At 65.4% G+C, this 25,235-nt stretch carries 22 protein-coding genes; 13 read left to right on the forward strand and 9 right to left on the reverse strand.

Annotation, left to right across the window (positions count from 1 at the left end):
• Window positions 1-42: 42 nt before the first annotated feature.
• Both GTZ99_RS12580 and GTZ99_RS12585 read right to left on the reverse strand, forming a co-directional pair.
• Entirely contained in the window at window positions 43-243 is a 201-nt protein-coding gene (locus GTZ99_RS12580) for a hypothetical protein (protein ID WP_161719422.1), read from the reverse strand.
• Complete coding sequence (locus GTZ99_RS12585; RefSeq protein WP_161719424.1) at window positions 240-545, reverse strand: hypothetical protein; 306 nt, start codon at window positions 543-545, stop codon at window positions 240-242. Before GTZ99_RS12585 ends, GTZ99_RS12580 begins: the two co-directional genes overlap by 4 nt.
• A 104-nt stretch (window positions 546-649) precedes the next feature.
• On the opposite strand from GTZ99_RS12585, the gene wecB reads away from it, so the two are divergent.
• Both wecB and wecC read left to right on the forward strand, forming a co-directional pair.
• Window positions 650-1,795 carry a non-hydrolyzing UDP-N-acetylglucosamine 2-epimerase gene (gene wecB / locus GTZ99_RS12590; RefSeq protein WP_161719426.1) on the forward strand — a complete coding sequence of 382 codons (1,146 nt, stop codon included), beginning with the start codon at window positions 650-652 and terminating at the stop codon, window positions 1,793-1,795.
• Window positions 1,792-3,090: a UDP-N-acetyl-D-mannosamine dehydrogenase gene (wecC, locus tag GTZ99_RS12595; protein ID WP_161719428.1), complete on the forward strand. Its 1,299-nt coding sequence runs from the start codon at window positions 1,792-1,794 to the stop codon at window positions 3,088-3,090. The genes wecB and wecC overlap by 4 nt, the downstream gene beginning before the upstream one ends.
• Window positions 3,091-3,162: 72 nt before the next feature.
• On the opposite strand, the gene GTZ99_RS12600 is transcribed toward wecC, so the two are convergent.
• Window positions 3,163-4,719, reverse strand: coding sequence for a hypothetical protein (locus GTZ99_RS12600; protein WP_161719430.1), 1,557 nt, complete (start codon window positions 4,717-4,719; stop codon window positions 3,163-3,165).
• Between the two features lie 189 nt (window positions 4,720-4,908).
• On the reverse strand, window positions 4,909-7,245 hold the full coding sequence (locus tag GTZ99_RS12605) for a TonB-dependent receptor (RefSeq protein WP_227711328.1): 2,337 nt from the start codon (window positions 7,243-7,245) through the stop codon (window positions 4,909-4,911).
• A gap of 118 nt (window positions 7,246-7,363) precedes the next feature.
• On the opposite strand from GTZ99_RS12605, the gene GTZ99_RS12610 reads away from it, so the two are divergent.
• A complete protein-coding gene (locus tag GTZ99_RS12610) occupies window positions 7,364-8,014 on the forward strand; it encodes a TetR/AcrR family transcriptional regulator (protein ID WP_161719432.1) in 651 nt (216 codons plus the stop codon).
• Between the two features lie 3 nt (window positions 8,015-8,017).
• On the opposite strand, the gene GTZ99_RS12615 is transcribed toward GTZ99_RS12610, so the two are convergent.
• The 3 genes from GTZ99_RS12615 to GTZ99_RS12625 form a co-directional block, all read right to left on the reverse strand.
• Window positions 8,018-8,329 (reverse strand): PilZ domain-containing protein, encoded by a 312-nt coding sequence (locus GTZ99_RS12615; RefSeq protein ID WP_161719434.1) that lies wholly within the window; start codon window positions 8,327-8,329, stop codon window positions 8,018-8,020.
• A 146-nt stretch (window positions 8,330-8,475) separates the two neighbouring features.
• The gene (locus tag GTZ99_RS12620) at window positions 8,476-9,825 is read right to left on the reverse strand and encodes a sensor histidine kinase (protein WP_161719436.1); all 1,350 of its coding nucleotides are present in this window, start codon (window positions 9,823-9,825) and stop codon (window positions 8,476-8,478) included.
• A complete protein-coding gene (locus GTZ99_RS12625; protein WP_161719438.1) occupies window positions 9,822-10,484 on the reverse strand; it encodes a response regulator in 663 nt (220 codons plus the stop codon). The genes GTZ99_RS12620 and GTZ99_RS12625 overlap by 4 nt, the downstream gene beginning before the upstream one ends.
• 98 nt (window positions 10,485-10,582) lie before the next feature.
• Between GTZ99_RS12625 and GTZ99_RS12630 the strand changes: the two genes are divergently transcribed.
• The 3 genes from GTZ99_RS12630 to GTZ99_RS12640 are packed head-to-tail and all read left to right on the forward strand — an operon-like array spanning window position 10,583 to window position 16,029.
• Complete coding sequence (locus tag GTZ99_RS12630) at window positions 10,583-11,686, forward strand: efflux RND transporter periplasmic adaptor subunit (RefSeq protein ID WP_161719440.1); 1,104 nt, start codon at window positions 10,583-10,585, stop codon at window positions 11,684-11,686.
• 3 nt (window positions 11,687-11,689) lie between these two features.
• A complete protein-coding gene (locus tag GTZ99_RS12635; protein WP_161719442.1) occupies window positions 11,690-14,806 on the forward strand; it encodes an efflux RND transporter permease subunit in 3,117 nt (1,038 codons plus the stop codon).
• Complete coding sequence (locus GTZ99_RS12640; RefSeq protein ID WP_201742525.1) at window positions 14,803-16,029, forward strand: TolC family protein; 1,227 nt, start codon at window positions 14,803-14,805, stop codon at window positions 16,027-16,029. The genes GTZ99_RS12635 and GTZ99_RS12640 overlap by 4 nt, the downstream gene beginning before the upstream one ends.
• Here the strand turns inward: GTZ99_RS12640 and GTZ99_RS12645 are convergent.
• Entirely contained in the window at window positions 16,026-17,426 is a 1,401-nt protein-coding gene (locus GTZ99_RS12645; protein ID WP_161719444.1) for a methyl-accepting chemotaxis protein, read from the reverse strand. The two genes, GTZ99_RS12640 and GTZ99_RS12645, sit on opposite strands and share 4 nt — an antisense overlap.
• A 172-nt stretch (window positions 17,427-17,598) precedes the next feature.
• Here GTZ99_RS12645 and GTZ99_RS12650 point away from each other — a divergent pair, with 172 nt between their 5' ends.
• The 4 genes from GTZ99_RS12650 to GTZ99_RS12665 all read left to right on the forward strand — a co-directional run bounded on the left by GTZ99_RS12650 (window position 17,599) and on the right by GTZ99_RS12665 (window position 20,787).
• A complete protein-coding gene (locus GTZ99_RS12650; protein WP_161719446.1) occupies window positions 17,599-18,501 on the forward strand; it encodes a LysR family transcriptional regulator in 903 nt (300 codons plus the stop codon).
• A complete protein-coding gene (locus GTZ99_RS12655; protein ID WP_161719448.1) occupies window positions 18,498-19,139 on the forward strand; it encodes a TetR/AcrR family transcriptional regulator in 642 nt (213 codons plus the stop codon). Before GTZ99_RS12650 ends, GTZ99_RS12655 begins: the two co-directional genes overlap by 4 nt.
• A gap of 66 nt (window positions 19,140-19,205) precedes the next feature.
• Window positions 19,206-20,243: an aromatic ring-hydroxylating dioxygenase subunit alpha gene (locus GTZ99_RS12660; protein ID WP_161719450.1), complete on the forward strand. Its 1,038-nt coding sequence runs from the start codon at window positions 19,206-19,208 to the stop codon at window positions 20,241-20,243.
• A complete protein-coding gene (locus tag GTZ99_RS12665) occupies window positions 20,230-20,787 on the forward strand; it encodes a hypothetical protein (RefSeq protein ID WP_161719452.1) in 558 nt (185 codons plus the stop codon). The genes GTZ99_RS12660 and GTZ99_RS12665 overlap by 14 nt, the downstream gene beginning before the upstream one ends.
• A 110-nt stretch (window positions 20,788-20,897) precedes the next feature.
• Here GTZ99_RS12665 and GTZ99_RS12670 read toward each other — a convergent pair whose 3' ends face one another.
• Entirely contained in the window at window positions 20,898-22,859 is a 1,962-nt protein-coding gene (locus GTZ99_RS12670; protein WP_161719454.1) for an oxidoreductase, read from the reverse strand.
• A 215-nt stretch (window positions 22,860-23,074) separates the two neighbouring features.
• Between GTZ99_RS12670 and GTZ99_RS12675 the strand changes: the two genes are divergently transcribed.
• The 3 genes from GTZ99_RS12675 (at window position 23,075) to GTZ99_RS12685 (ending at window position 25,230) form a co-directional block, all read left to right on the forward strand.
• Window positions 23,075-23,752 (forward strand): EthD domain-containing protein, encoded by a 678-nt coding sequence (locus GTZ99_RS12675; RefSeq protein WP_161719456.1) that lies wholly within the window; start codon window positions 23,075-23,077, stop codon window positions 23,750-23,752.
• Window positions 23,753-23,791: 39 nt separating this feature from the next.
• Window positions 23,792-24,265 carry a VOC family protein gene (locus GTZ99_RS12680; RefSeq protein WP_161719458.1) on the forward strand — a complete coding sequence of 158 codons (474 nt, stop codon included), beginning with the start codon at window positions 23,792-23,794 and terminating at the stop codon, window positions 24,263-24,265.
• Window positions 24,266-24,396: 131 nt separating this feature from the next.
• The gene (locus GTZ99_RS12685) at window positions 24,397-25,230 is read left to right on the forward strand and encodes a sugar phosphate isomerase/epimerase family protein (RefSeq protein WP_161719460.1); all 834 of its coding nucleotides are present in this window, start codon (window positions 24,397-24,399) and stop codon (window positions 25,228-25,230) included.
• Window positions 25,231-25,235 lie beyond the last annotated feature (5 nt).

Consider the following 25,235-nt stretch of genomic DNA (forward strand, 5'->3'; position numbering starts at 1 on the left):
GCTTGGCCGCTTTCCACCACCACGAATGAAAAGGGTTTTGGCTCATCCCCCGACCCCTTCCAGTTCGCTAATCGGGATCATCTTCACCCCCGGCAGGCGGGCTATCTTGATCGGCTCCTCGGACAGAGTTGCGATGAGGCACAAAAGGATCTCGCGGCGGTCTTCCGGCAGGCTGACAGCGCACAATTCGCCACCATCCACTTCCACCACGATCTGCACGATCTTGAGCTTGGCACTACTCATCCCCCAACCCCTTCCCGCAAGACCTGATCCGGCGTGATCGCCCGCACGTTCGCAGCGCCATCGCACCACGGGGCAGGGCTGAATTGCGCGGCAGTCACGGCGCGTTCGGCGCGGGAGAGAGCAGCCTGCGCAACCTCGCCCAGACACCCAGCCAGCACAGCGCCAGCCTTGGCCTTGCCGCCACTCCACCACGCGGCGGCGATGGCTTCGGCGGTGGTCAGAATGTGGTCGGGCAGGGGCGCAGGCGTTTTCCCGCCACCTCCTATCGTATTGGATTCGTTGAGCGCATTTTTCCCGGACATATTCACAAAACTCCCGGTTTTCTGCGGGGTCGTGATAATTCGTGGTTAACACCTGCGAATGTAATGCAAAGGTCTGATCCGCACACATCCGGACCCTATGCGACATGACTGAGACATCGACCAATCCCGCCCGCATTCTGGTGATTTTTGGCACCCGCCCAGAGGCAATCAAGCTGTTTCCCGTGGTGGCCGCGCTAAAGGCTGATCCGCGATTCGACGCCCGCGTCTGCGTCTCGGCGCAGCATCGCGGGATGCTGGATCAGGTGCTGGAGATCGCGGGAATCACGCCCGATCACGATCTGGACCTGATGCGCCCGAATCAGACGCTGGACGGGCTGACCGCCGCGCTGATCACCGAACTGGGCCGCGTCATGGACGCAGAACAGCCCGCCCGCGTCATGGTGCAAGGCGACACCGCCACCGCCATGGCCGGCGCTCTGGCCGCCTATTACCGCAAGATCCCGGTGGACCATGTCGAGGCCGGCCTGCGGTCGGGCAACATCTATCACCCCTGGCCCGAAGAGGTGAACCGCAAGATCATCGGCGCCATCGCCCGCCTGCATTTCGCGCCGACGCAGGTCAGCCGCGCCGCATTGCTGCGCGAAAACGTACCCGACGCGCAGATCCACGTCACCGGCAACACGGTGATCGACGCGCTGCACTGGGTGGGCGCGCGCATTGCCGAAAATCCGGCTCTGGCGGGCGGCTTGGCCGATCTGGAGGCGCGTTTTGCCGGAAAACGGATCATCGGCGTCACCAGCCACCGCCGCGAGAATTTTGGCGACGGCATGGAGAACATCGCCACCGCCATCCGCACCATTGCACAGCGGCCCGACACGGCGATCATCTTCCCCGTTCACCTGAACCCCAATGTGCGGGCGGTGATGAACGAACGGCTGGCGGGACTCGACAATGTCGCGCTGATCGAGCCGCTGGACTACCCGCATTTCGCCCGGCTGCTGTCGATTGCCGAGATCATGCTGACCGATTCGGGCGGCGTGCAGGAGGAAGCCCCCGCGCTGGGCAAACCGGTTCTGGTCATGCGCGAAACGACCGAGCGCCCCGAGGGCGTCGAGGCCGGCACGGCGCGGCTGGTGGGCACCGATTCTGCCCGTATCGTTACCGAAATCTTCAGCCTTCTGGACGATAAGGCCGCCTATGAGGCGATGGCGCGGGCGCACAATCCATTTGGGGATGGCCAGTCCGCGGGGCGCATCGTCGATCTGATTGCTGGAGACATCGGGGCATGAAATCGGACAACAAGCCGAACGTCTGCGTGGTGGGTTTGGGCTATATCGGCCTGCCGACGGCGGCGATTATTGCGCGCAGCGGGTGCAAGGTGCTGGGCGTGGACGTGACGCAGCATGTCGTGGACACGATCAACCGTGGCGAAATCCATATCGAGGAAGTCGATCTGGACGGCCTGGTGCGCGGCGTGGTGCAGCGTGGCCTGCTCTCGGCCAGCCTGAGCGTGGGCGCGTCGGACGTGTTCGTCATTGCCGTCCCCACCCCCTTTGACAAGGATCACCAGCCCGACATCAGCTATGTGCTGGCCGCCGCGCGTTCGGTTGCCCCGGTGCTGAAGGCGGGCGACTGCATCATTCTGGAATCGACCAGCCCTGTCGGCACGACCGAGGCCATCCGCGACCTGATCGCGCAAATGCGCCCCGACCTGAAGGTGCCGGGCCTGTGTGCCCAAACCCCCGACATCTCGATTGCGTACTGCCCCGAGCGCGTGCTGCCCGGCCGCATCCTGCATGAACTGACCGAGAATGACCGCTCGATCGGCGGGATCACCCCGCGCTGCGCCCGCAAGGCGATCGCCTTCTACAAGCTGTTCGTGCGCGGCCAGTGCATCCCCACCGATGCCCGCAGCGCCGAAATGACCAAGCTGGTCGAGAACGCCTATCGCGACGTCAACATCGCCTTTGCCAACGAGCTGTCGATCGTGGCGGACAAGATGGGGCTGGATGTGTGGGAGGTCATCAAGCTGGCTAACCGCCACCCGCGCGTCAACATCCTGTCGCCCGGCCCCGGTGTCGGCGGCCATTGCATCGCGGTCGACCCGTGGTTCATCGTGGCATCCGCGCCGCAGGAAACGCCGCTGATCCGTACCGCGCGCGGCGTGAACGATGGCAAGATCCACCACACCATCGCCAAGGCCGATGCGCTGATCGCCGCCCATCCCGCCGCCCGCATCGCGTGTCTGGGGCTGGCGTTCAAGGCCAACATCGACGATTTCCGCGAATCGCCCGCCCGTCTGGTGGCCGCCACCTTGGCTCGCAAGTACGGCGAACGCGTCAGCATCGTTGAACCCTATGCCAGCCAGTTGCCGCGCGAGTTTGAGGGCACCGGCGCGCAGGCCATCGATCTGGACGAGGCGCTGGAGGAATGCGAGCTGTTGATCGTGCTGGTCGACCACGACGTCTTCCGCCACGTGCCGCTGGCCGAACGCGCCACCAAGGTGGTGTATGACACGCGCGGCATCTGGCCCGACCAGCCCAAGCCCGACGTCGAAGCCGAGGGCCTGCGTCTGGCCAGCTAAGGCCCGGCGCCCGCCCCAACAAAAACGCCCCGCCGGGAGTGTTCCGGGCGGGGCGTTTTGTTATGTGCGGGATTACTGCCCGGACACGGTGGCCGCCGTGGGCGCGCTGAACGGCTCTGCGGTCACGGGCTTGGGGGCGACTTTGGCAGGCGTGACCTTGGCAGGCGCAACCGGGGCGGGCGTGACAAAGGGTTGGTCAAAGCCACGGCCACAGCTGCCCCCCTTTGTCGCGGCATTGGCCAACAACAGCCGACGCTCGGCCTCGCCCAACAGCGAGGATTGCGACAGGGCGTTGGTGACGATCAATCCGTCCAGCGTGTTGAACCCCTGCCCGCTCATCTGATCACGCACAAAGCGGCAGAAATCCCCAGCCGCGCCATCCTGTATCGTGGCGGCGTTGGCGCTGGTATCCTTGGCCGCCGTCTTGAGCGCAGCGAGCAGCGTCGCCCATTGTTCGTGCTGGCGCAAGAATTTCGAAATCGTCACCGGGTTCGAATAATTGGTCAGAACAGGAAATTCCAATACCGTATTCGGCATAAGCGACGCAGAGGCAAACGCGGCCTTACGCGCCGCATTCAACTTGTTTTCGCAGATTCTCGTCAGACTTGACGCACTCAAAGCATCATTCTGTTCGGAATCGATGAAACGGGTGCCTTCTTTATAGGCACATTCCACCGTCTGGCTGGTGAATGCCGAAACACGCGGCGCGTCAAAAAAGATGTGCCAGCGCCCGATAACGACATAATCCAGATCGTTCAGATTGACGCTTTCGCCGGGCTTGGCCTCCTTCTTGCGGAACCATTTCCCTTCGTGGCGGGGCATGCGCAAAGTCACGGTCATGTTGCGCCACAAGGAAATCCGTTCATCAATATTCGAATCTTCCTGAATACTGGCGGCGGAAAACTGTGAAATGGTGCGGTCAATCGAATCGGCGACCGCGCGACTGCTCTCGCTGGACAATTGCGTCAGCAACGGTGGCGGAGACGCCAACAGCTTGGTCGCGGCGACCACAGCGTTGACGGTCTGGGCCACCGCGCGCGACTGTACCTCACGCGATGCGGCGGTGCGCACCTCGGCGGCGGCCACTTCGGCCGCCTGCCCCCGGCCAACCAGAAAAAGCGGGTAATTCATGGCCTTGTAGTAATTGCCCCGAACGAACACTTCACCCACCTCGCGGTTGCTGGTGTGGGTGAAGGTCGAAAGCACCACAGAAGCCACAAATTGCCCAGCCGAAACTTTCAACGTCGTCGCCTGCTGGTACTTCTTGCCCTCAAAAAAACGGGAAAAAACATCTCTGGTCTTATAGATAAAAACTTCGGGATTGCACTTGGCATCCAAACGATTGGTGACAGATTTGTCACTACAATATTGCAAATCCGACGACAAAGCGGACGCATCCCCGCCGCGCGCCTTGGAACAGTCATCGCCGCTTAGAAAATCAGAGCAAACAACCAGTCGCGTATAGGTTTCCGGCGGGATGTAATAGCGCGGGTCCCCACGCTGCACGCCGGTCAGCGGCGTCATCACCATCGCAGCCAAACGCGCCTCACCCCCGCCCTCTTCGGCGGCGGCGCAGGCGGGCCACAGACCAACCGTCGCCAGCAAGCCAAGACCAACCGTCCCACGCACAGATTTTGATGCAATATTACCCATTATCGCCCCCACACCACGTGTTTGGCGGCGAATATTCATGCATTTTTACTTATGTCCAACGCCAAATAATACAAAATTGGACAATCATGGCAATATGCCTGAACTACAGACACCCCCCGCCGCAAAACGCCAGCGGGGGGATCGGCATTACAGCATAGGGGTGCCTTAGAACTTCATCCCCACCGTCACCGTCCATGTGCGCGGGTCGCCGTAATAGACGGTCTGGATGTTCCCGACCGAGCTGAACTCCTGACCATCGGTGCGATAGAGCGTGTTGGTCACGTTCTTGACCGCGCCGCGCAGGTAATAGCGCTGATCGAAATCGATCTGGGCATAGAGGTTGCCAAGGAAATAGCCCGGCTCCTTCAGCCCGTCACGATTGTCGACCGACAGCCACTGCTTGCCCACATGGCGCAGTTCCCCGCCCAGCGTCAGCGTGGTGTCCGCCCCCACGGCAAAGCGGTAATCGGCCCCCAGCCGCAGCGTCAGCGGCGGGGCAAAAGCGGGCTGGCAGGTGATCGCGCTGCCGGTGGGGTTGCAGCTGAACGCCGCCGCGCCGCCGCCCGCCGCCGTGCGGCGCGGATCGTCGAATTGCAGATATTTGGCGTTGAGATAGCCCACCGAGGCTGACAGCGTCAGGCCCTGGACCGGGCGGACCATCGCCTCGAACTCGATCCCCCAGATGCGCAGCTTACCCGCGTTCAGCACCGGGAAACTGCCCCCCAGCCCGACATTGGTGCCATTGCCCACCCGCGCCTGAAAATCGCGATAGTCGGAATAGAACACCGCCCCCGACAGCATCACCCGGTTATTGGCAAAGCTGCCCTTGGCGCCGGCCTCATAGGTCCAGACCTTTTCCGGGGCAAAGCTGGGATAGATCGTCGTCACGCCGCTGCGCGTCACCGAAATGTCGCCATTGGAATTGACGCGGCCGTTGAACCCGCCCGATTTGAACCCGCGCGCGGCCGAGGCATAGAGCAGCGTGTCGCCGGTCGGCTTGTACGACAGGGTGACGGTGGGCGTCCAGGCGTCAAAGCTGGCGCGGTCATTGCCGGTATAGGGCGCGGGCAGGTTCTGCGGGAAGCAATAGGCGATGCCGTTGAGCGCCCCCAGATTGGACGCCGTAACGGTGCAGCGGTCGTAATGCTTGATTTCCTTGGTATAGCGCAGCCCCGCCGTCAGCGACAACGCGGGCGTGAACTCGTATGTCGCCTGACCAAAGGCGGCGTATGACTTGGTGTTCTGGGCGTCATCGATATAGCGGGTAAAGGTGATCGGCGTGGTGCCAAAGGCGAACAGGTCATTGGCATAGGCCTCCTGATGCGAATCGACCTGTTCGTTCATGTAATAGAGGCCAAACACGCCCTTCAGCTTGGCCGAATTGTATTTCAGTTGCAGTTCCTGACTGAACTGGCGCTGGCGCTGGCCAACGAACACATCGCCCACCTGATATTGCGTGCCGTCGATGTCGACATAGAAATCGGTACGCAATTTGCGCCAAGCCGTGACCGACACCAGCGTGACCGCCGGGCTCAGTTCATAATTGATCGTGCCCGACAGGCCCCAATGGTTCAGCCGCTGGCCCTTGTCCGCGCCCAGACTGGACGAGGCCCGATAGCTGTACGGACCATAGGGATCGGCCGGGGCCAGCGTGGTGACATAGCCCAGAAAGTTGGTTTGCAGCAGCGGCGCGGTCAGATAGCCCAGCGTGGGCGCGGTGCGCTGATGGGTGAAATCGCCGCTGATCTGGATGTCCAGCTTGTCGCTGGGCTTGATCCGCAGGATCGCCCGGACCGAGGTGTTGTCGCGGTCATTGTACAACCGGCCATTGCGCGGATCGGTCACCAGCCCATCGCGGTGGTCATAGATCCCCGCCACCGACAGCGCCATCACATCCGACACGATCGGCGCCGAGACATAGCCCTTGGCCGTGGTCTCGTTATAGTCGCCATAGGACAGCGCGCCCTCACCCTTCAGCCGGGTCAGGTCGGGCTTGCGCGAGACGACATTGACCGCGCCGCCGATGGTGTTCTTGCCATAGAGCGTGCCCTGGGGGCCGCGCAGCACCTCGACCCGCTCGACATCGAACAGGTTCAGCAACGCGCCCTGGATGCGCGCCAGATAGACGCCATCGACATAAACGCCCACCGCCGGGTCAAACGTGCCCAGCGCGTCGGGCTGACCAATGCCGCGGATATAGAAATTGGCGCTGGAGGACGAGCCGCGCCCCTGCACGATGTTGACGTTGGGCACCGCCCCCTGCACGCCCGACAGGTCATTTGCCCCCATCTTGGCCAGTGATGCCGTGTTGATCGCGGTGATGGCGATCGGCACATCGCTCAACCGCTCCTCGCGCTTGCGGGCGATGACGACGATTTCCGCTTCAGAGGCGGTCGGCGCCGCCGTGTCAGCCATCGCCGGGCCAGCCCAGCCACCCAGCCCCAACCCTGCCGCCAGCGCGACAGCCATCACGCGGCGCACATCATTCTGCAACTTGGCCATGTCCTGCTCCTCTCCCGACCTATGGCGTCGGGTCCGTGAGGCATGGATATTGAAAGTTGAACCACCTTTCAACTTTTGATTGCGCGCGGGCGGCGATCAGGCGTAAGTGCGTGACGATATGGCAACAGAACCACCCGAGGATGCCCGCAACAGCGCCGATACCCACCCCGGCGCCAGCCCCGGCAAAACGCCCCGCACCGCGCGCGGGCGGGCCACCATGCGCCGATTGCTGGATGCGGCGGCGCAGGAATTTGCCGAAAGCGGCTTTCACGATGCCTCGATCAGCGGGATCACCCGGCGGGCGGGGACGGCACTGGGCAGTTTCTACACCTATTTCGACAGCAAGGACGCGATCTTTGCCGCGCTGGTCCGCGACATGAGCGCGCAAGTTGCCAAGGCCGCCGCCGCCAAGATCACCCCCGGCAGCAGTGGCATCACGCGCGAGGGCGAGGCATTGGCCGCCTTTCTGGGCTTTGCGCGGGAGCACAAGGAGATCTATCGCATCATCGACGAGGCCGAATTTGCCGACCCGGCCGCATGGCGGGCCCATTACGAAGGCACCGCAAAGCGCATCACCCGCCGCATGGACGACAGCGTCGCGGCCGGCACATTGGCCCCCGGCGACAACGAGGTGCGCGCCTGGGCGATCATGGGGATGAATGTGTTTCTGGGCCTGCGCTTTGGCGTGTGGGCGCAGGACAGGTCGATCGAGGAGATCGTGTCAGCCACCACCGCCCTGTTGCGTGGCGGGATGGGCAATAATCGTTAACGCTCAGTGGTAAGTGGGCTGGCAGGCCATATCGGCATCGCCATATTGGCGCATCATCGCCCCCATCAGCGGCACGGCAAATTCCAGCCCCACGCGATGATCGCGCCGCCAACGCACCGTGGCGGGCAAGACCAGCGCCTCGCCCAGATGCAGGGCGATGCGCTCCCCCGGCTGCACATTGCCGCCGAACAGATCAACACAACACCCCATGGGCGACACATTCACCACCATCGCCCCATGGCGCGCGCCTTCGTGATGATAGGCGGCGTGGATCTCGGCATGACTGCGCGTATGCTTGCGTCGTTCTGGCCACATGGCGGCACCTCCTTACACACAGAGGTTTACAGCAGAACGTCTGAACAAATCCTTTAACGACTGTCGGATGACTTTCCAACTTCGATGATGATATTCATATCATATTTAGCATGTATTGGCCGTTACCACTTTTGGTAAATTCTGAATTAGACATCCAAAGCATTGCCCTCGGCGAAATGCAGCACCAATTGCAGCCCTCCGCCCGGCGCGGGCTCCATCAACAGGTCATGGCCATAGTCGCGCGCCAGATCCCGCGCGATCGCCAGCCCCAGCCCCGATCCAGACCGCCCGCCCGTGTCCCCTGTTGCGCCCACGGCAAACATCGCCTCGTGCCGGTCGGGCGGCAGGCCGGGACCATCGTCGGCCACGATCAGAGCATGGGCCCCACCCGCGCGCCGTTCGGACACGGTCACCCGCCCGCGCGCCCATTTGCCCGCATTGTCCAGCAGGTTGGACAGGATCTCGCTCAGGTCATCGCCGTCCATCGCCACGGGGGCAAAACCGCCCGGCGGCGCCAGCACCACAAAGGCACAGGCCGGATGGCACCGCCCCATCGCCGCCACCAGCGGGGCCAGCACCGTGCCCGGATCGGCCAGCGGCGCCACACCCACCCGCGACCCGCCCGACCGGGCACGGGCCAGATGATAGTCGATCTGGCGCAGCATCCGCTCGCTTTCGTCCAGCAGGGTGCGGGCGGCCTCGGGCGCTGTGCCCTCGGCCAGACGCTCGGCCTCGTCCACCATGATCGCCAGCGGCGTGCGCAAGCTGTGCGCCAGCGCGCCCGCCGCCACCCGCCCGCGCGCCACAATCTGGGCGTTGCGCGCGGCATAGGCGTTCAGGTCCTGCACCAGCGGGGCGATCTCGTCCGGCCAATCGCCATCGACACGCGCCGCCCGCCCATTGCGCAGAGCATCCACCGCCGCCCCCAACCGCCGAAAAGGACGCAGCCCCAGCGTGATGATCGCCATTCCGCTGGCCAGCAGCGCCGCCGCCAACAGCCCCAGCCACAGCGTCAGTTCACGCGTGAACAGGCGGATATTGCGCAGCATGTGGCGCTCGTCGGTGGCCATGACGAAATGCAGCGGCGTGCCGGGCGCAGCCTGGCGGATAAAGCCATAGACGATGGCATCGCCCGTGGGGCCGTTTTCCACCCGGTGCAGGATGTGGGGCGAATGGGCGATGTCATAATCCAGCGCGCCGCGCGTCATCGACGGCGAGGTGATCGAGCCGAAACCGGGCCGCGTCACCTGCCAGTAATAGCCCGACAGCGGCACGCCATAGCGCGGATCGGACACCGGGCGGATCAGATAGGGCCGCCCGGCACGATCCAGCCGGGTCAGTTCGCCCAGCTCGCGAACATGGACCTCCAGCTCCTCGTGGTATTGCGCCTCGACATGGGTGGTGAACAGGCGGACCGAGGAATACCAGATCGCCGCGATCCCCAGCCCCACCCACAGCAGGATGGAGAGCATGAAACGGGCGCGCAGGCTGGTCATGGGGTCACCTCCAGCCGATAGCCCAGCCCGCGCAGGGTGCGGATCGCCTCACGGCCGATCTTGCGGCGCAGGCGGCTGACCAGCGCCTCGACGGCGTTGCGGTCGCGCTCCTCGTCCAACGCATAGAGTTGTTCCAAAATCTCGTCCTGGGCGATGATATGGCCGGGGCGGCGGACGAACAGGTGCAACAGGGCAAATTCCTTGCGCGAGAGGTCCAGCAGCGCGCCATCCAGCGTGGCGGTCTGCGCCGCCGGGTCCACCGCCACGCGGCCGGCGGTCAGCACCGTGGCGCTGCGCCCGGCCCCGCGCCGCCACAGCGCGTGCAACCGGGCCTGCAATTCCTCGAACCGCACGGGCTTGACGATAAAGTCGTCCGCCCCCGCGTTCAGCCCCTCGACCTTGTCGCGCCAGTTGCCGCGCGCCGTCAGGATCAGGATCGGCACCAGAATGCCCCGCCGCCGCCAGTCGCGCAGCAGGTCCAGCCCGTCGCCATCGGGCAGGCCCAGATCCAGAATCACCGCCGCCATCTGATCCACATCGGGCCAGTCGCGCGCATCGGCGGCATTGGCGGCGCAATCCACCGCCAGCCCCACCCCCGCCAGCCTTTCGGACAGGCGGCGGCGCAGTTCGGCGTCATCCTCGACCAGCAATACGCGCAAGGGGGCGGTCTCCTTTGCCCCGGCCGTAGCGCGCAGGGCTGACGCCATCCTGACAGATTGTCAGGCTGATGTCAGCTTGGTCTGGCAGGGGTCAGACCATGACCCGAAACGCCACGATCGCTTCCGCCCTTGCCCTGTCGCTGTTGGCCGCTGGTGGCCTGTGGTGGCGGGGCGGTTCCTCTGCCCCCCAGGCCCAGCCCGCCGCCGCCCCCGCGCCCGGCACGCTGACCCTGCAACAGCAACAGCGCATGGGGATCCAGACCGCCGCCGCGCAACCGGCCAACAGCAGCGAGCTGGGCAGCGTGCCCGCGCTGGTCACCCTGCCACCAGAGGCGCGGGTGGCGGTGGCCTCGCCGCTGGGCGGACAGGTCGAGCGTGTGTTTGTAGTGAACGGACAGGACGTGCGCGCGGGCCAGCCACTGGCCACGGTGCGATCGGTCGAAGCGGTGCAATATGGCGCGGCGCTGGCGCGCGGTCAGGCGCAACTGGCCGTGGCGCGGGCCAATGCCGCGCGCACCGCGCAACTGGCGCGCGAAGGCATCATCGCCGGGGCCCGCGCCGACGAGGCTCAGGCCGCCCTGGCGCAGGCGCAGGCCGAGGTCGCCGCCAACGCCCGCATCCTGACGCAAGGGGGCGCGGGCGGCAATGGCACGATCACCCTGCGCGCGCCGATCAGCGGGCGTCTGGCCGCGGTCACTGTCCAGACCGGCGGGCCGGTGGACCCGCAGACCGCGCCCTTTGTGGTCGAGAACACCAGCGCCCTGATGCTGGACCTGCAAATCCCCGAGCGTTTGGCCGGCAGCGTGACGCCCGGCACCGCCCTGCGCGTGACGGTGGCGCCGGGGCGCAGCGTGGCGGGCACCATCGTGTCGGTGGGCGGCTCGATCGATCCGGCAACGCGCGCATTGGTCGCCCGCGCCCGCATCGCCAGCGATCCCGCGCTGGTGGCGGGCAAATCGGTGATGGCCGCGTTGCAGGGCCGCACCACCGCGCCGGCCGCCACCATCCCGGCCACCGCCGTGGCGCGAATGGGCGATCAGGATGTGGTGTTTGTCGCCACCTCCACCGGCTTTACCCGGCGGGCGGTGCGTTTGGCGGGGGCGGGCGGCGACATGGCCACCGTCCTGTCCGGACTGAAACCGGGCGAGCGCGTGGCCATCACCGGCATTGCCGAATTGAAAACCCTGCTGGGTGGAGAATAAGCGATGCTGACCCGTCTGGTGGAAAAAGCGCTGAGCCTGCGCATGGCGGTGCTGGCGCTGGCGCTGGCTTTGGCGGCGTGGGGCGGCTGGTCGTTCATGACGCTGCCGATTGACGCCTTTCCCGATATCAGTTCGACGCAGGTCAAGATCATTCTGAAGGCCCCCGGCATGACCCCCGAGGAGGTCGAAAGCCGCGTCATCACCCCGATCGAGATGGAGATGCTGGGCATCCCGCATCAGGCCAATCTGCGCTCTGTGGCGAAATATGCGATCGCCGATGTGACGATCGACTTTGCCGATGGCACCGACATTTACTGGGCGCGCAGCCAGGTGGCCGAACGGCTGGCCAATGTGCAGGCCGATCTGCCCGACACGGTCGAGGGCGGGATGGCGCCGATCTCGACCCCGCTGTCGGACATGTACATGTTCACACTGGAAGGGCCGCAGGATCTGGCGGAAAAGCGGCGAGTGCTGGACTGGATCATCCGCCCGGCCCTGCGCACGGTGCCCGGTGTGGCCGATGTCAACGCGCTGGGCGGCTATGCGCAGACATTCGAGGTCAAGCCCGATGCGGCAGCGCTGGCGGCGGCGGGGCTGACGGTCGACGACCTGAAAACCGCCATCGAACTGTCCAACCGCAACGATGGCGCGGGCCGCCTGAGCGTGGGCGAGGAAGCGCTGATCGTGCGCTCGGTAGGGGCGGTGCGCAACCTGTCGGATCTGGCCTCGGTGGTGGTGCGCACAACGGGCAATGCGGTGGTGCGGGTGGGCGATGTGGCCACCGTGCGCATGGGCCATCTGACCCGCTATGGCGCGGTGACCAAGGATGGCAAGGCCGAGGGCGTGCAAGGTCTGGTGATCGCCCTGCGCGGCGCGGACGCGTCCAAGGTGGTTGCGGGCGTCAAGGCGCGGATGGAGGAGATCAAGCCCAGCCTGCCCACGGGCATGCAGGTCAACGTGTTCTATGACCGGTCGGACCTGATCGGCAAGGCGGTGGGCACGGTGGAAAAGGCACTGGTCGAGGCGACCGTGCTGGTGGTGGTGCTGTTGCTGCTGTTTCTGGGCGATGTGCGCGCCAGCGTGATCGTCGCGGTGGCCTTGCCGATGGCCGCGCTGCTGACCTTCATCCTGATGAAGGGCATCGGCCTGACCGCCAATCTGATGAGTCTGGGCGGGCTGGCGATTGCGGTCGGCATCTTGGTCGATGGCGCGGTGGTGGTGGTGGAAAATGTGGTCGAACGCCTGTCCGACCCGCGCCACGCCAAGGCGGGCAAGCTGCACAATGTGTTTATCGCCGCCAGTGAGGTGGCCGTGCCGGTGGCATCGGGCCTGTTCATCATCGCGCTGGTGTTCCTGCCTTTGCTGACGCTGCAGGGGCTGGAGGGCAAGCTGTTTGCCCCCGTTGCGTTGACCATCGTGCTGGCGCTGCTGGCGGCGCTGGTGCTCTCGCTGACGCTGGTGCCGGTGCTGGCCTATTTCGTGCTGAAGATGAAGGTGGGCGCCCATCACGAGCCTTGGCTGATGCGCCAGATCGCCCCGCGCCATGCCGCCGCGCTGGACTGGGCCTTTGCCAACCGGCGGATGGTGGCGGGCATTGCAGGCGGCGCGCTGGTGGTGGCGGGGGTGGCCTATGCCGTCACGGGCAAGACCTTTTTGCCCACCATGGACGAGGGCGCAACACTGGTGCAGGTGACCAAGGCCCCCAGCATCAGCATCGCCCATTCGGTCGAGGGCGACCTGAAGGTCCAGCGCGTGCTGATGGACAAGGTGCCCGAGATCACATCCGTCATCGCGCGCGTGGGGTCGGACGAATTGGGGCTGGACCCGATGAGCCCCAACGAAACCGACAGCTTCCTGCAACTGAAACCGCGCGAGCAATGGCGCATGGCTGACCGCGATGGCCTGATCGCGGCCATCCGCAAGGCGCTGGAGGACCTGCCCGGTTTCGAGTTCAGCTTTACCCAGCCGATCGAGATGCGCATTTCCGAAATGCTGACCGGCGCGCGCGGCGATCTGGCGATCAAGCTGTTCGGGCCGGACCTGAACGAATTGTCGCGGCTGGCCGGGCAGATCCAGACCCGGCTGCAACAGATCCCCGGCACCAGCGAGGCGATCACGGTCGCCAATGACCGCGTGGATTATTTGCAGATCGACATCGACCGCGTGGCGGCGGGGCGCGCCGGGATGCCGGTGGGCCATTTGCAGGACCAGATGCGCGCCAGCGTCGAGGGCGTGCGGGCCGGTGTGGTGGCCGATGGCATGCGCCGCGTGCCGCTGGTGATCCGGGGCGATGGCGGCGATGGCATGGGGCCACAGGCCTTTGCCGATCAGGCCTATCGCAGCCCCGCCGGGGCGCTGGTCCGCGCCAGCGACATTGCCACCGTCCAGCGGGTCGAGGGCCCGGTCAAGCTGGAGCACGAGAACGGCTCGCGCTATGCCATGGTACAGGCGTTTGTCTCGGGCCGCGATCTGGTGGGCTATGTCACACAGGCCAAGGCCGACATTGGCGCCCATGTCAAACTGCCGCCGGGCTATCGCATCGTCTGGGGCGGGCAGTTTGAAAACCAGCAGCGCGCATCGACCCGTTTGATGCTGGTGCTGCCGGTAGCGGTGCTGCTGATCTTTGCGGTGCTGTATCTGACGTTGCGTTCGGTGCGGGCCTCCGCGCTGATTCTGGTCAACATCCCCTTTGCCGCGGTGGGCGGCATGGTGGCGCTGGCGGTGTCGGGGGAATATCTCTCGGTGCCCGCTTCGGTCGGGTTCATCGCGCTGTTGGGCATTGCGGTGCTGAACGGATTGGTGATGGTCAGCTATTTCCGGCAATTGCGCGAAGGCGGCATGGATCTGGCCAGCGCGGTGCGGCTGGGCGCGGCGCGCCGGTTGCGGCCCGTGCTGATGACGGCCAGCATCGCCGCCTTTGGTCTGGTGCCGCTGTTGTTTGCCAGCGGGCCGGGATCGGAAATCCAGCGGCCATTGGCCATCGTGGTGATCGGCGGCTTGGTCACGGCCACGCTGCTGACGCTGATCCTGTTGCCGATCCTGTACGAACGCTTTGGCGAAAGCGCGGCCGAACGCGCGGCCGGATCGTTGAACACACCCCTGAATGGAGATGCCGCATGACCCGGACCATGATGATCGGGGCCGCGCTGATCGCGTGTGGCGCATCGGTGGCGGGGGCGCAAACGCTGCCCCCGGACGCGGCGGTGCAGGCCGCGCTGGACGCCCACCCCGCCGTGCAGGGCGCCGAGGCCCGCGTGGACAGCGCCCGCGCCGACCAGCGGGCGCTGAACGCCGGCCCGCACGAGTTCACCTTTACCGGCAGCTATGCACGCCGCACCATCGACCGCGAAGGGCAGTTCAACGAATATGACGCCACGCTGTCGCGCGCCTTCCGCCTGCCCGGCAAAGCGCGGCTGGACGCGCAGGCGGGCGCTTTGGGCGTCGAGGCCGCCCGCAACAATGCCGAGGACGCCCGCCATCAGGCCGCGCGGCTGTTGAACGACCTGTGGTGGGAATGGATCGGCGCCAGCGCGCAGGCCGCCGTCGATGCGCAAAGCGTGGCCAATTATCAGCGCACGCTGGACGCGCTGAAACGCCGCGTGTCCTTGCGCGATACCGCCCAGATGGAGGCCGATCAGGCCGCCGCCGCATTAGCCGATGCGCAGGTGGTGGCCGCCCAGTCGCGCGGGCAGGCCGCCTTGGCACGGGTGCGTCTGGCCGCGCAATTCCCCGCCCTGCCCCTGCCCGATAGCGCGCCGGTTGCGCCCGAACCGGTGTTGGCCGACGCCACATTGCTGACCATGCGCGACCAGGTGCTGGAACGCAGCCACGAAATCGCCGCCGCCCAGGCCGAGGCCGGCCGCAGCGCCGCGCTGGCCGAGCGCGCGCGACAGGATCGCATCGCCGATCCCAGCGTGGGCCTGCGCCTGTTCAGCGAACGCGGCGGGGCCGAACGCGGAGCGGGGGTGACCTTCTCGATTCCCTTGGGCGGTGGGGCGCGGCGGGCGGCGGCCGATCGCGGCGCGGCGCAGGCCAGCGTGGCACAGGCCGAACTGGCGCTGGTGCGGCAATCCTTGCGCGAAATGGCCGAGGGCGACGTTGCCCGCGCCCGCTCTGCCTATGCGGCATGGGTCAGCGCCCGCGCGGCACTGGAGGCGCAAATGGCCGCGCTGGCCAAGCTACGCCGGGGGCTGAGCCTGAACGCGGTGGACCTGGCCGATGTGTTACAGGGCGAACGCCTGACCCACGCCGCCTTTCGCACCGAGGCCGACACCCGCGCGCAGGCGCACCGGGCGATCAATTGTCTGCGGATCGACAGCCACAACCTGTGGATCGCCGATTAGGCCGCCCGCCGCCCCGCCCGGCGTGAGGCAAACGGCACCACCTGTTCGGGCGCAACACTGGCGCTGGCATAGGTGATGCCCCCGCCTCCGCGCTGGGTCATGCTGCCGCTCATGCGGAACCGCTGCAATTCGTCCATCAGCGTGGCCGATTGTGTCGCCAGCCCGCGCGCGGCGGCGCTGGCCTGTTCGGACATGGCCGCGTTGCTTTGCGTCAGGCGGTTGATGTCGCCCACCATCGCATTGGCCTGACGCAAGCCATTGGTGCGCTCAGTGATGTCTTGAGCAATCTGGCTGATGACATCGGACACCTGCGTGATGCCCTCGGCGATGCGGGACAGGGTGGAGCCGGTTTCGGTCACCAGTGCCACGCCGCTCGACACATGCCGGGTCGATCCCTCGATGCGGGTCTTGATATCCTTGGCCGCGTCCGCGCTGCGCTGCGCCAGCGCGCGCACTTCGGAAGCCACCACGGCAAAGCCGCGCCCGGCGTCACCGGCACGCGCCGCCTCGACCCCGGCGTTCAGTGCCAGCAGGTTGGTCTGAAACGCGATGCCGTCGATCACGCTGATGATATTCGAAATCTCCCGCGAAGAGGCCTCGATCGCGGCCATGGCGTCCACCGCGCGGGTGACAACCGCGCCCGATTCCTGCGCCCGGCGGCGCGTTTCGGCGACCAGCGTGTTGGCCGATGTGGCCGCGCTGACGCTGTCCTCCATGGCGTGGCCGATCTCGCTCAACTGGCTGGCGGTGGATTCCAGCTTGGCAGCCTGCTGCTCGGTACGGTTCGACAGGTCTTGGGCGGCCTGCTGGATTTCCTCGGCGCCGTTGGACACCATTTGCGCGGTCTGCATCACCTTGCCCATCGATCCGGCAAAGGCATCGACCGCGGTGTTGAACGCGTCGCGCAACCCTTCGTAATCGGCGCGGAACGGGCGCGTCAGATGGCAGGTCAGGTTGCCCGCCGACAATTGGTCCAGCCCATGGCGCAATTCCTCGATCACCCCGGCCGTTTCGGCCAGACTCTGGATCAGCACCAGCACTTCGCCATTGCCATGGATATGGGTAGGGATCAGCGTCACCAGAATGCGCACCACCTCGCCCCGGCGGTTGAGGTTCAGCCATTCAAAGCGCGAGAAACCCTTGGCCATCGCCTCTTGCAGGCGTTCGGGCACATGGACGGCGGTGGGGCGGCCATCGGACTGGGTCGGCGCGGAAAAATCGGCTGGCGTGCGCCCGATGATCTGGCTGCGCGGGTGGTCATACAGCGCCTCGCAGGCGCGGTTGCAGGCGGTAAAGACACCATCCTGAATCAGCAACATGCCATCGGGCGAGCTCTCGAACACCGCCTGCGCGACCAGACTGTCCAACGAGGGTTCGTGATTCTTGCGCCAGAACATGGCTTTGCGTCCCTTGGGTTAATGCGATTGTCATTAAGGTTAACGCCGCAGGGTAAAGGCCATCGCACCACAGGCATCGGTATATGCCCGTGACTGACGGAGGATGCCGCCGCCCTCGCCATTGGTGCGGGGACGTGGTAAATGGGCGGGCACTGATATCGGGAATGCATCAATGTTACGCGATGACCTGGGCGATCTGGCGGCATTCGTGGCCGTTGCCGAAGAGCGCAGCTTTACCCGCGCGGCCGCGCGCCTTGCCACCTCGCAATCGGCGCTCAGCCATGCCTTGCGGCGGCTGGAGGAGCGGTTGGGGATCAAGCTGCTTTCACGCACCACCCGCAGCGTCAGCCCGACCGAGGCGGGCGAGCAATTGCTGGCCACGCTGCGCCCCGCGCTGGGCGAGATCGACCGCAGCCTGACCGCGCTGAACCACCTGCGCGACCGCCCCGCCGGATTGGTGCGCATCACCACCAGCCTGCATGCGGCCGACACCATCCTGTGGCCGGTGATCAGTCAGGTGATGGCCGAATATCCCGACATTCAGGTCGAACTGTCGGTCGATGGCGCGCTGACCAATATCGTCACCGATCGCTTTGACGCGGGGGTGCGGCTGGGCGAAAGCGTCGAGAAAGACATGGTCGCGCTGCGTATCGGACCGGATCTGCGGATGGCGGTGGTGGGATCGCCCGCCTATTTCGCGCAGCGTCCCGCGCCACAAACCCCGCGCGACCTGACGGGCCATGATTGCATCAACCTGCGCATGGCCACGCGCGGCAACCTGTATGCGTGGGAGTTTGAACAAAACGGCCACGCGCTGAACGTGCGGGTCGAAGGCAGCCTGATCGTCAACAATGGCGACATGGCGATCCGCGCCGCGCTGGACGGGCGGGGGCTGGCCTGTGCGCTGGAAACCGACACGTTGGAAGCACATGTGCGGGCCGGGCGGCTGGTGCGCGTGCTGGAGGATTGGTGCGAACCCTTTGCCGGGCACCACCTGTATTACCCCGACCGGCACAACCTCTCGCCCGCCTTTCGCGTGGTGCTGGAGGCGCTGCGCCGGGCGCGCGCGCAATGACCGACGCCGTCCCGCCCACGGCCAAACAACTGGCCGCGCAGGCGCGCTGCGCCGCGATGGTCGCACACGCCCGCGCGCAGATCATGGCCGTGGGGGTACAGCGGTTCAACCTGAACGCGGTGCTGCGCGAAGCGGGCGGATCCAAGGCCACGCTGGCCAAATATTTTGGCGACAAGACCGGGCTGATCGCCGCCGCCATCGGCGAGGAAGCGCGCGAGGCGATGGCCGCATTGGTGCCGGTCGAGCCCGCGCGGGGGCAATCGCTGGAACAGACATTGCAGCAACTGCTGGCCGGTGTCCTGCGGTTTTACCTGCAACCGGGCGCCTTGGCACTGTACCGCGCGGTGATCGCCATGGCCGATCAGACCGAGCATGCGGCGGCCGCTGGCTTTTATGCGGCGGGGCATGGCGCGGTGGTGGACGCCATCGCCCATGTGCTGACCTCCCCGCCCGCCGCCCTGTCGCCCGATGCCGCCCGTGCCATGGCCGACACCCTTACCCACGCCATTCGCGCCGGTGTGTACGAACGCGCCCTGTTGGGGCTGGAGCCTTTGCCGGTGGCCGATGCCGCCATTGCCGCGCAGGTGGCCCACACGCTCGCGCTATGCCTGCCGGGGATCATTGCCGCGCAGGGCTGATGGCTTGACGCTGCCCCTGTCGTGATAATATGTACCGATGGTACACATGATTCGGGGGAGAGCAAAATGACCTATCTGCGCAATGCCTGGTACGTGGCCGCATGGGACAGCGAAGTGCGTGCCGATGCCCCCCTGCAACGCCGCATTCTGGACGAGGCCGTCGTGCTGTTCCGCGATGCCGATGGCGTGGCGCAGGCCGTGTCAGGCGTGTGCCCGCACCGCCATGCCTCGCTGGGGATGGGACGGGTGGCCGATGGCGTGCTGCATTGCGGCTATCACGGGCTGGGCTTTGACGGGAGCGGGGCCTGTGTCCACAACCCCTTCGGCGCGCCGGCCAAGACGATGCGCCTGACGCGCTACCCGGTGGTCGAACGCTTTGCCGCGATCTGGATCTGGATGGGCGATGCCGAACAGGCCGATCCCGCAATGATCGGCGATTTTGCCTGCAACGATCCGGCCGACAATGCGGTGGGTCAGGGCTATTTGCGGGTCGAGGCAAGCTATGAGCTGGAGATCGACAATATTCTGGACCTGAGCCACATCCAGTTCCTGCACCCCACCACGCTGGGCAGCGGGCAGGTGTCGAACGCCAAATATGAATGGTCGCAGGAGGGCGAGGCCATCTGGTCCAAGCGCGACGTGTTTGGCGAGATCATGACCGAAGGGTTGGCCCAAGCCATGGGCATGGCGCCCGGCACGCCCAGCGACCGCTGGATCCACACACGCTGGACCGCGCCCGCCAATATGGTGATCTGGGCAGGTGCTGTGCCCGCCGGCCGCCCCCAATCCGAAGGCCGCGCCACCCCCACCGGCCATTTCTTCACGCCCGAAACGGCCACCAGCTCGCATTATTTCTATTCCATCGCCTTTCCCCGCGCGATGGGGCCGCAGGCACAGGCGATCGCCGACGCGCAGGTTGAATTCCTGAGCGCACCCTTCCGCGAGGAAGACCTGCCGATGCTGGAGGAGCAGCAGCGCAACCTGAATGGCCAATCTCTGCGCGAGGCAAAGTTGGGCTGGTTGCCGGGCGATGCCGCAGGCGCGCGGGCGCGCAACATGCTGTATGCGCTGATCGATGCCGAACAGGGCCATGGCGCGCCCTGAACAGCGGCATGGGGGCGATGCTGTCAGCACGCCCCCGCCCCGCAAAAATCCGGCATTTCCGCCACAATCGCGCGCCCACGGACAAGCGCTGGCCTGCAACGCGGCCACCGCCGACTTTCTGGACGTGCGCGCCGGTTTGTCCAAGGGCGGGCAGAAAGGCCCGCGGCGCACCATCCTGTGCGAGGGCGCCTATGCCGGCAAGATTGTGATCGTGCCCACCACCAATTTCGTCCTGAAGTGGGAAAGCGACACGATCGGCCAGCACAAATTCGACGAGAACCTGTGTGAGGCCGAGGCATCAGGCGGCGCGAAGAACCAGTTGCCGCGCCAGATCGTCAAACGTCTGGCCGAGGCGCTGGAGAAATCGGGCGTCGACATCGTGCCCCGCATCCAGTTCAGCACACGTGGCGAAGGCGGCAAAGGCGCTCATGGCGGCCCTCTGGGCGCGCTGATCGGCATACTGCTCAGCCCAAAGGGGCACGAACTGATCGAGCCGTCCCCACGCGGTGTCACCACCGACAAGAACACGGCGCAAGACGCCTGATCGCATGGCTCCCGGCGGCATCACAACCGCCGGGAGACACGATATGCTCCCCTGCCCTTGGGCCGCCGCGTGACGGAACGCGCGATCCATTCGATCGCAACGCCTTCGCGCTAGATCGCACGCGCAGCCAGATGCCCTTCCCGAATGGCTGTTTGCAGGTAACGCGGTGAGCGTGCATCGCCCACCACCGCAACCTGCCCCGGCCAACCGGCCAGTGCCTCAACCAGATCTCGGTTCGACTTGTTGTGCGATACGAACACCACCGTGTCTGCCGCCACTGTTTCGGGCGCGCCGCCAAAGCGCGTTGAGACAATGGCTTGGCCCTCCTGCACGGCATCAAGGCGAGCGTAGGTCATCAGGCGGAAATCACCGCGTGCCAGACGCTCCAGAGCAGGTTCGGCAGACAGGCTCGCTTCCAGTCCCGGGGCGAAACTGGACAGGCCTGTGGCGAATGTCACCGCAACGCCGCGCTCGATCAGGAATTCGGCCGCGGCAACGCCTTCATAATGGCCGGTATCATCGTAAACCAGCGCGCGGCTCCCCCAATCGCGATTGCTGTTCTCCAAAAGCAAATCGTGACTGGAAATGACCTGGCGGCGCTCCATGCCGGACGCGATCCGCCCCGGCGAGCGGTGCTGTTGACCATCGACACGCGGCAACGATCCGGTGGCGATGATAACCGCATCGGGCGCGATATCGGTCACGTCGTCCGCTTCAACATAGGTGCCCAATCTTACGTCCACGCCCAATCGATAGACTTCGCGTTCAAGCCATTCGGTAATGTCGCCGATGCCGGCGCGGCGCGGGGCCCGCCGGGCCGCATTGATCGCGCCGCCCAGCGCCCCCGATGCCTCCGCCAGGATGACCTTGTGCCCTTTCTTCGCGGCGATCCGGGCCGCTTCCAACCCGGCAGGGCCACCGCCGACCACCAGCACCCGCTTGGGATTGTCGGTTGGCTGTATCAGGTCTTCGGACAGGGTGGCCTCGGCCCCGACGGCGACATTCACCGTACAGCCCATCCGCCCCACGGTGCCCAGACCGCCAATACAGCCATGGTTGCAGCCGATGCAGGGACGCACGGATTCCGGCGCGCCCGCCACGGTCTTTGCCACAAGATCAGGGTCGGCAATATGCGCGCGGGTCAACGCGACCAGATCGGCCGCGCCCTCGTGAATGACCTGATCGGCTTCCTCCAGAGTGCGGAACCGCCCCGTAACAAGGATGGGCAGATCGAGCGCCGCGCGCACCGGGGCGGCATGGGGGACTTCATAGCCCGCCGCCTCATGCATGGCGCCGATGATCTTGTGCGGGTTATAGTCCGTACCCAGCGTGAGGTTCACAAAGTCGATCAGGCCGCGCCTGCGGAATTCGGCCGCGATCATGGCCACATCGTCTTCGGTCATGCCGCCGGGCAACAGTTCGGGCGAAAGCCGGACGCCCAGCGCCATCGTCGGCGGCAGCATGGCGCGCACCATTTCCAGAATTTCCAGCGGCAGGCGCAGTCGGTTCTCGAAGCTGCCGCCATAGGCATCGGTGCGATGGTTGTGCAGCGGCGAGAGGAACTGCTGCATCAAATAGCCATGCGCCATATGCAGTTCGACGCCGTCCAGCCCCCCTTCGATGACAAGGCGCACCGCGGTCCGATAGCCTTCCTTCAGCTCCTCGATCTCGCGCGCGCCCATCGGTTCTGCCTGTACGCCCAAAAGAGCGCCAACAGTGTCCGAAGATGACCACGGCGGGCTGCCGTCAGCCTGAGGGATCTCGTTGCCGAGGTGGCCGATCTGCTGGAACACTTTCATCCCGAACGGCGCAACGCGGTCCATCAGACGCCGATATCCCGAGACCATATCGGCGCCGTGCTGGTTGAAAAACGGATAGGCCGACGATGCCACCGAGAGCAGTTCAATGATCGTCAGGCCTACGCCGCCCCTGGCGCGCGCAACGTGGTAGTCGATGAGCGTGTCATTCATCGTCCCAAGACCCAGCCCGGTACCGTGACCGGTACGCACCACACGGTTGGGCAAGGTGACGGGGCCGACCTTGAACGGGGTCAGAATGTGCCGCAGGGCCATGACGATGCATCCTCTTGTGTGCCGGGCATCCGCCGCGGTCATTGTTTTGCGACGGTCGTTACAAAATGATGCTACGCCCCGCGAGCGTTTGCGCCTCTCGTAAAAGCTAGGTGCCGGCGCGCTTTTAATGCAACAATGTTATCAAATAAACGAAGCGTGACGCGCCTGCGGCCAAACCTTGTCATGCAAGTGCCGCGCACCTCGGGAGAGTGCGGATGAACGATCAGACCATTCACTACGTCGGCTTTATCCGGCGGCGGGCGGGCATGTCCCATGCGGATTTCTCGACGCATTGGGGAACTGTCCATCGCGATCTGGTGATGGGCTTCGCCGATCCCGGCCCCATTCTTCAGTACATTCAGGATGTGAGCTTCGAGAGCCTGCCGGCGGGGTTTGCGAACAGTTTCGACGGCGCGCCCGAACTGTGGATCCGCAGCGAACAAGCGTTGGCGGAACTGTTTGCGGCTGAACGCTTCCAATACGCCTATGCCGTTGACAGTCCGCTGTTCATTACAATGCCCGCGATCAGCTTCTTTGTGAAGGACACGGTTGTTGTCGATGGCCCGGCGCGGGGGGCCAAGCTGCTGCGCCTGATCCCCGCGCCCAGCCCGGCTCAGGCTGAATGCCTGATCGAGGCGTGGACCCAATCCCCCCGACCACTGGGCATGGCTGGTCAATCGCCATCGCGTATTGTCCGCTCGACCATCGTGTCAGCCGAGGCCGAGGGCACCGATCCAGCCGCCTACTTTGGAATAGAAAGTTCATGGTGGCCCGATGCAGATGCGGCCGCGGCGGCGTGGCTGGGCCGGGATACAGACCTGACTGCTGGCGAGCAGGTGCTGCTGGCGCAAGAGCGCACCGTCCTGCGCATGGCGGACGCCAGCGTCTCGTAACCTTTTGGCGATGGCAACAATACTACCGGGAGATGGCAGATGCTTGATTACACGCGCGTATTCCACACTGGCGTTCTGACCGATGATCTGGAGGCTGCCTGCGCTTTCTATTCGCAGGCATTCGGCATCACTTTCGCCGAGCCTTACGAATTTGACGCCTTGCCGATCTGGACGCCGGAACGCGGGCTGCACCATGTCCGCAACCGGTTCACCTATTCGGTGGAAGGCCCGATCCATCTCGAGCTTCAGGGCGGGGAACCCGGCAGCTTCTATGATCCGGCGGCATCGCGCGGGGATCACATCGGCCTTTGGGTCAGTGATGTGCCAGCAACGGTGGAAGGCCTGATCGCACAAGGTTGGGAGGTCATCGCAGCCGGTGCCGCTCCCGAGGATGGCTGGGGGCTGTTCACCTATCTGCGACCGGCGCAGGGGGGAATGGCCGTTGAAGTGGTCTCCGAAACCCTGCAGCCGGTGTTTGCACGCTGGTTCCGCGGTGAAGGGCTGTCGCTTTGATCGACCGGGCGCAAGATGTCCGAACTGCGGCGCCTTGCTGACGAAATCGGCACGCGCGCTGCATGTCGACATCGCGCGCGTGAGGAAATGGCCGCAGCGCTTGCGGGCGGTGCAATAGAAGAGGTGGCAGCATGAAACTGGGTCTGCATCAGATTACGGCCAACGAACTTGCGCCGGTTGATCTGGTCAAGCTGGCGGCGCAAGTGGGGTGCGAAGAGGTATGCCTCTTTACACACATCCCCGCAGCTGCGCTGCCGGGAGACGATGCGCCAACGCTGTTTCCGGTGGTCACGCGTGCTGACGTGGATGAGCTGAAATCTGTGCTTGCCGCAAAAGGTGTCGGGGTGGGGAACGTGGAATTCTTCCCGGTGACCGCCGGTCTCGACATCGACATCTACCGCGAGGGTTTTGAAGTTGCCGCCGCCATCGGCGCGCAGCGCGCCGTCACGCATATCCATGACGGCAACGACGCCAGGGCGGTCGACACGCTTGGACGACTGGGATCGCTGGCCGCCGAGCATGGTTTGCGCCTGGGGCTGGAATTCATGGGCCTCACCCCGGCCTGCGCCTCGATCGAACGGGCGGCCTGGTTCGTGGAGCAGGTTGGCACACGGGTGGCCGGCATCGGTGCGGATGCGCTGCATCTGGTGCGCACCGGCGGCACACCGGCTGATGTGGCCCGCATCGCCCCCGAATTGTTCACCTATGCCCAAATCTGCGATGCCACCGGCCTGCAGGTCACCGGTGATTATCTGCACGAAGCCTTGGAGCGCAAGCTGCCGGGGGATGGCGATTTTCCGCTCGCCGCATTCGTTGCCGCCCTGCCCACAACGGTCGCCGTCGATGTGGAGGTGCCCTCCGCGTCCCGGATCGCCGCCTGCATTTCGCCCGCAGGCCATGCACGCGAAGCTGTCGCTCGCTCCCGGCAATTGCTGGCCGGTTTGGGTCAGATGCGTTGCGGGTAGAAGCC

Origin of the sequence: Novosphingobium ovatum (genome assembly GCF_009909235.1) — a bacterium.
Taxonomy (GTDB): Bacteria; Pseudomonadota; Alphaproteobacteria; order Sphingomonadales; family Sphingomonadaceae; genus Novosphingobium; species Novosphingobium ovatum.

What these genes read in the sequence shown, in the direction of transcription:
- GTZ99_RS12580 (WP_161719422.1), bottom strand. Translation starts at nt 243, where the DNA reads ATGAGTAGTGCCAAGCTCAAGATCGTGCAGATCGTGGTGGAAGTGGAT.
- GTZ99_RS12585 (WP_161719424.1), bottom strand. Translation starts at nt 545, where the DNA reads ATGTCCGGGAAAAATGCGCTCAACGAATCCAATACGATAGGAGGTGGC.
- wecB (WP_161719426.1), top strand. Translation starts at nt 650, where the DNA reads ATGACTGAGACATCGACCAATCCCGCCCGCATTCTGGTGATTTTTGGC.
- wecC (WP_161719428.1), top strand. Translation starts at nt 1,792, where the DNA reads ATGAAATCGGACAACAAGCCGAACGTCTGCGTGGTGGGTTTGGGCTAT.
- GTZ99_RS12605 (WP_227711328.1), bottom strand. Translation starts at nt 7,245, where the DNA reads ATGGCCAAGTTGCAGAATGATGTGCGCCGCGTGATGGCTGTCGCGCTG.
- GTZ99_RS12610 (WP_161719432.1), top strand. Translation starts at nt 7,364, where the DNA reads ATGGCAACAGAACCACCCGAGGATGCCCGCAACAGCGCCGATACCCAC.
- GTZ99_RS12615 (WP_161719434.1), bottom strand. Translation starts at nt 8,329, where the DNA reads ATGTGGCCAGAACGACGCAAGCATACGCGCAGTCATGCCGAGATCCAC.
- GTZ99_RS12620 (WP_161719436.1), bottom strand. Translation starts at nt 9,825, where the DNA reads ATGACCAGCCTGCGCGCCCGTTTCATGCTCTCCATCCTGCTGTGGGTG.
- GTZ99_RS12630 (WP_161719440.1), top strand. Translation starts at nt 10,583, where the DNA reads ATGACCCGAAACGCCACGATCGCTTCCGCCCTTGCCCTGTCGCTGTTG.
- GTZ99_RS12635 (WP_161719442.1), top strand. Translation starts at nt 11,690, where the DNA reads ATGCTGACCCGTCTGGTGGAAAAAGCGCTGAGCCTGCGCATGGCGGTG.
- GTZ99_RS12640 (WP_201742525.1), top strand. Translation starts at nt 14,803, where the DNA reads ATGACCCGGACCATGATGATCGGGGCCGCGCTGATCGCGTGTGGCGCA.
- GTZ99_RS12645 (WP_161719444.1), bottom strand. Translation starts at nt 17,426, where the DNA reads ATGTTCTGGCGCAAGAATCACGAACCCTCGTTGGACAGTCTGGTCGCG.
- GTZ99_RS12650 (WP_161719446.1), top strand. Translation starts at nt 17,599, where the DNA reads ATGTTACGCGATGACCTGGGCGATCTGGCGGCATTCGTGGCCGTTGCC.
- GTZ99_RS12655 (WP_161719448.1), top strand. Translation starts at nt 18,498, where the DNA reads ATGACCGACGCCGTCCCGCCCACGGCCAAACAACTGGCCGCGCAGGCG.
- GTZ99_RS12660 (WP_161719450.1), top strand. Translation starts at nt 19,206, where the DNA reads ATGACCTATCTGCGCAATGCCTGGTACGTGGCCGCATGGGACAGCGAA.
- GTZ99_RS12665 (WP_161719452.1), top strand. Translation starts at nt 20,230, where the DNA reads ATGGCGCGCCCTGAACAGCGGCATGGGGGCGATGCTGTCAGCACGCCC.
- GTZ99_RS12670 (WP_161719454.1), bottom strand. Translation starts at nt 22,859, where the DNA reads ATGGCCCTGCGGCACATTCTGACCCCGTTCAAGGTCGGCCCCGTCACC.
- GTZ99_RS12675 (WP_161719456.1), top strand. Translation starts at nt 23,075, where the DNA reads ATGAACGATCAGACCATTCACTACGTCGGCTTTATCCGGCGGCGGGCG.
- GTZ99_RS12680 (WP_161719458.1), top strand. Translation starts at nt 23,792, where the DNA reads ATGCTTGATTACACGCGCGTATTCCACACTGGCGTTCTGACCGATGAT.
- GTZ99_RS12685 (WP_161719460.1), top strand. Translation starts at nt 24,397, where the DNA reads ATGAAACTGGGTCTGCATCAGATTACGGCCAACGAACTTGCGCCGGTT.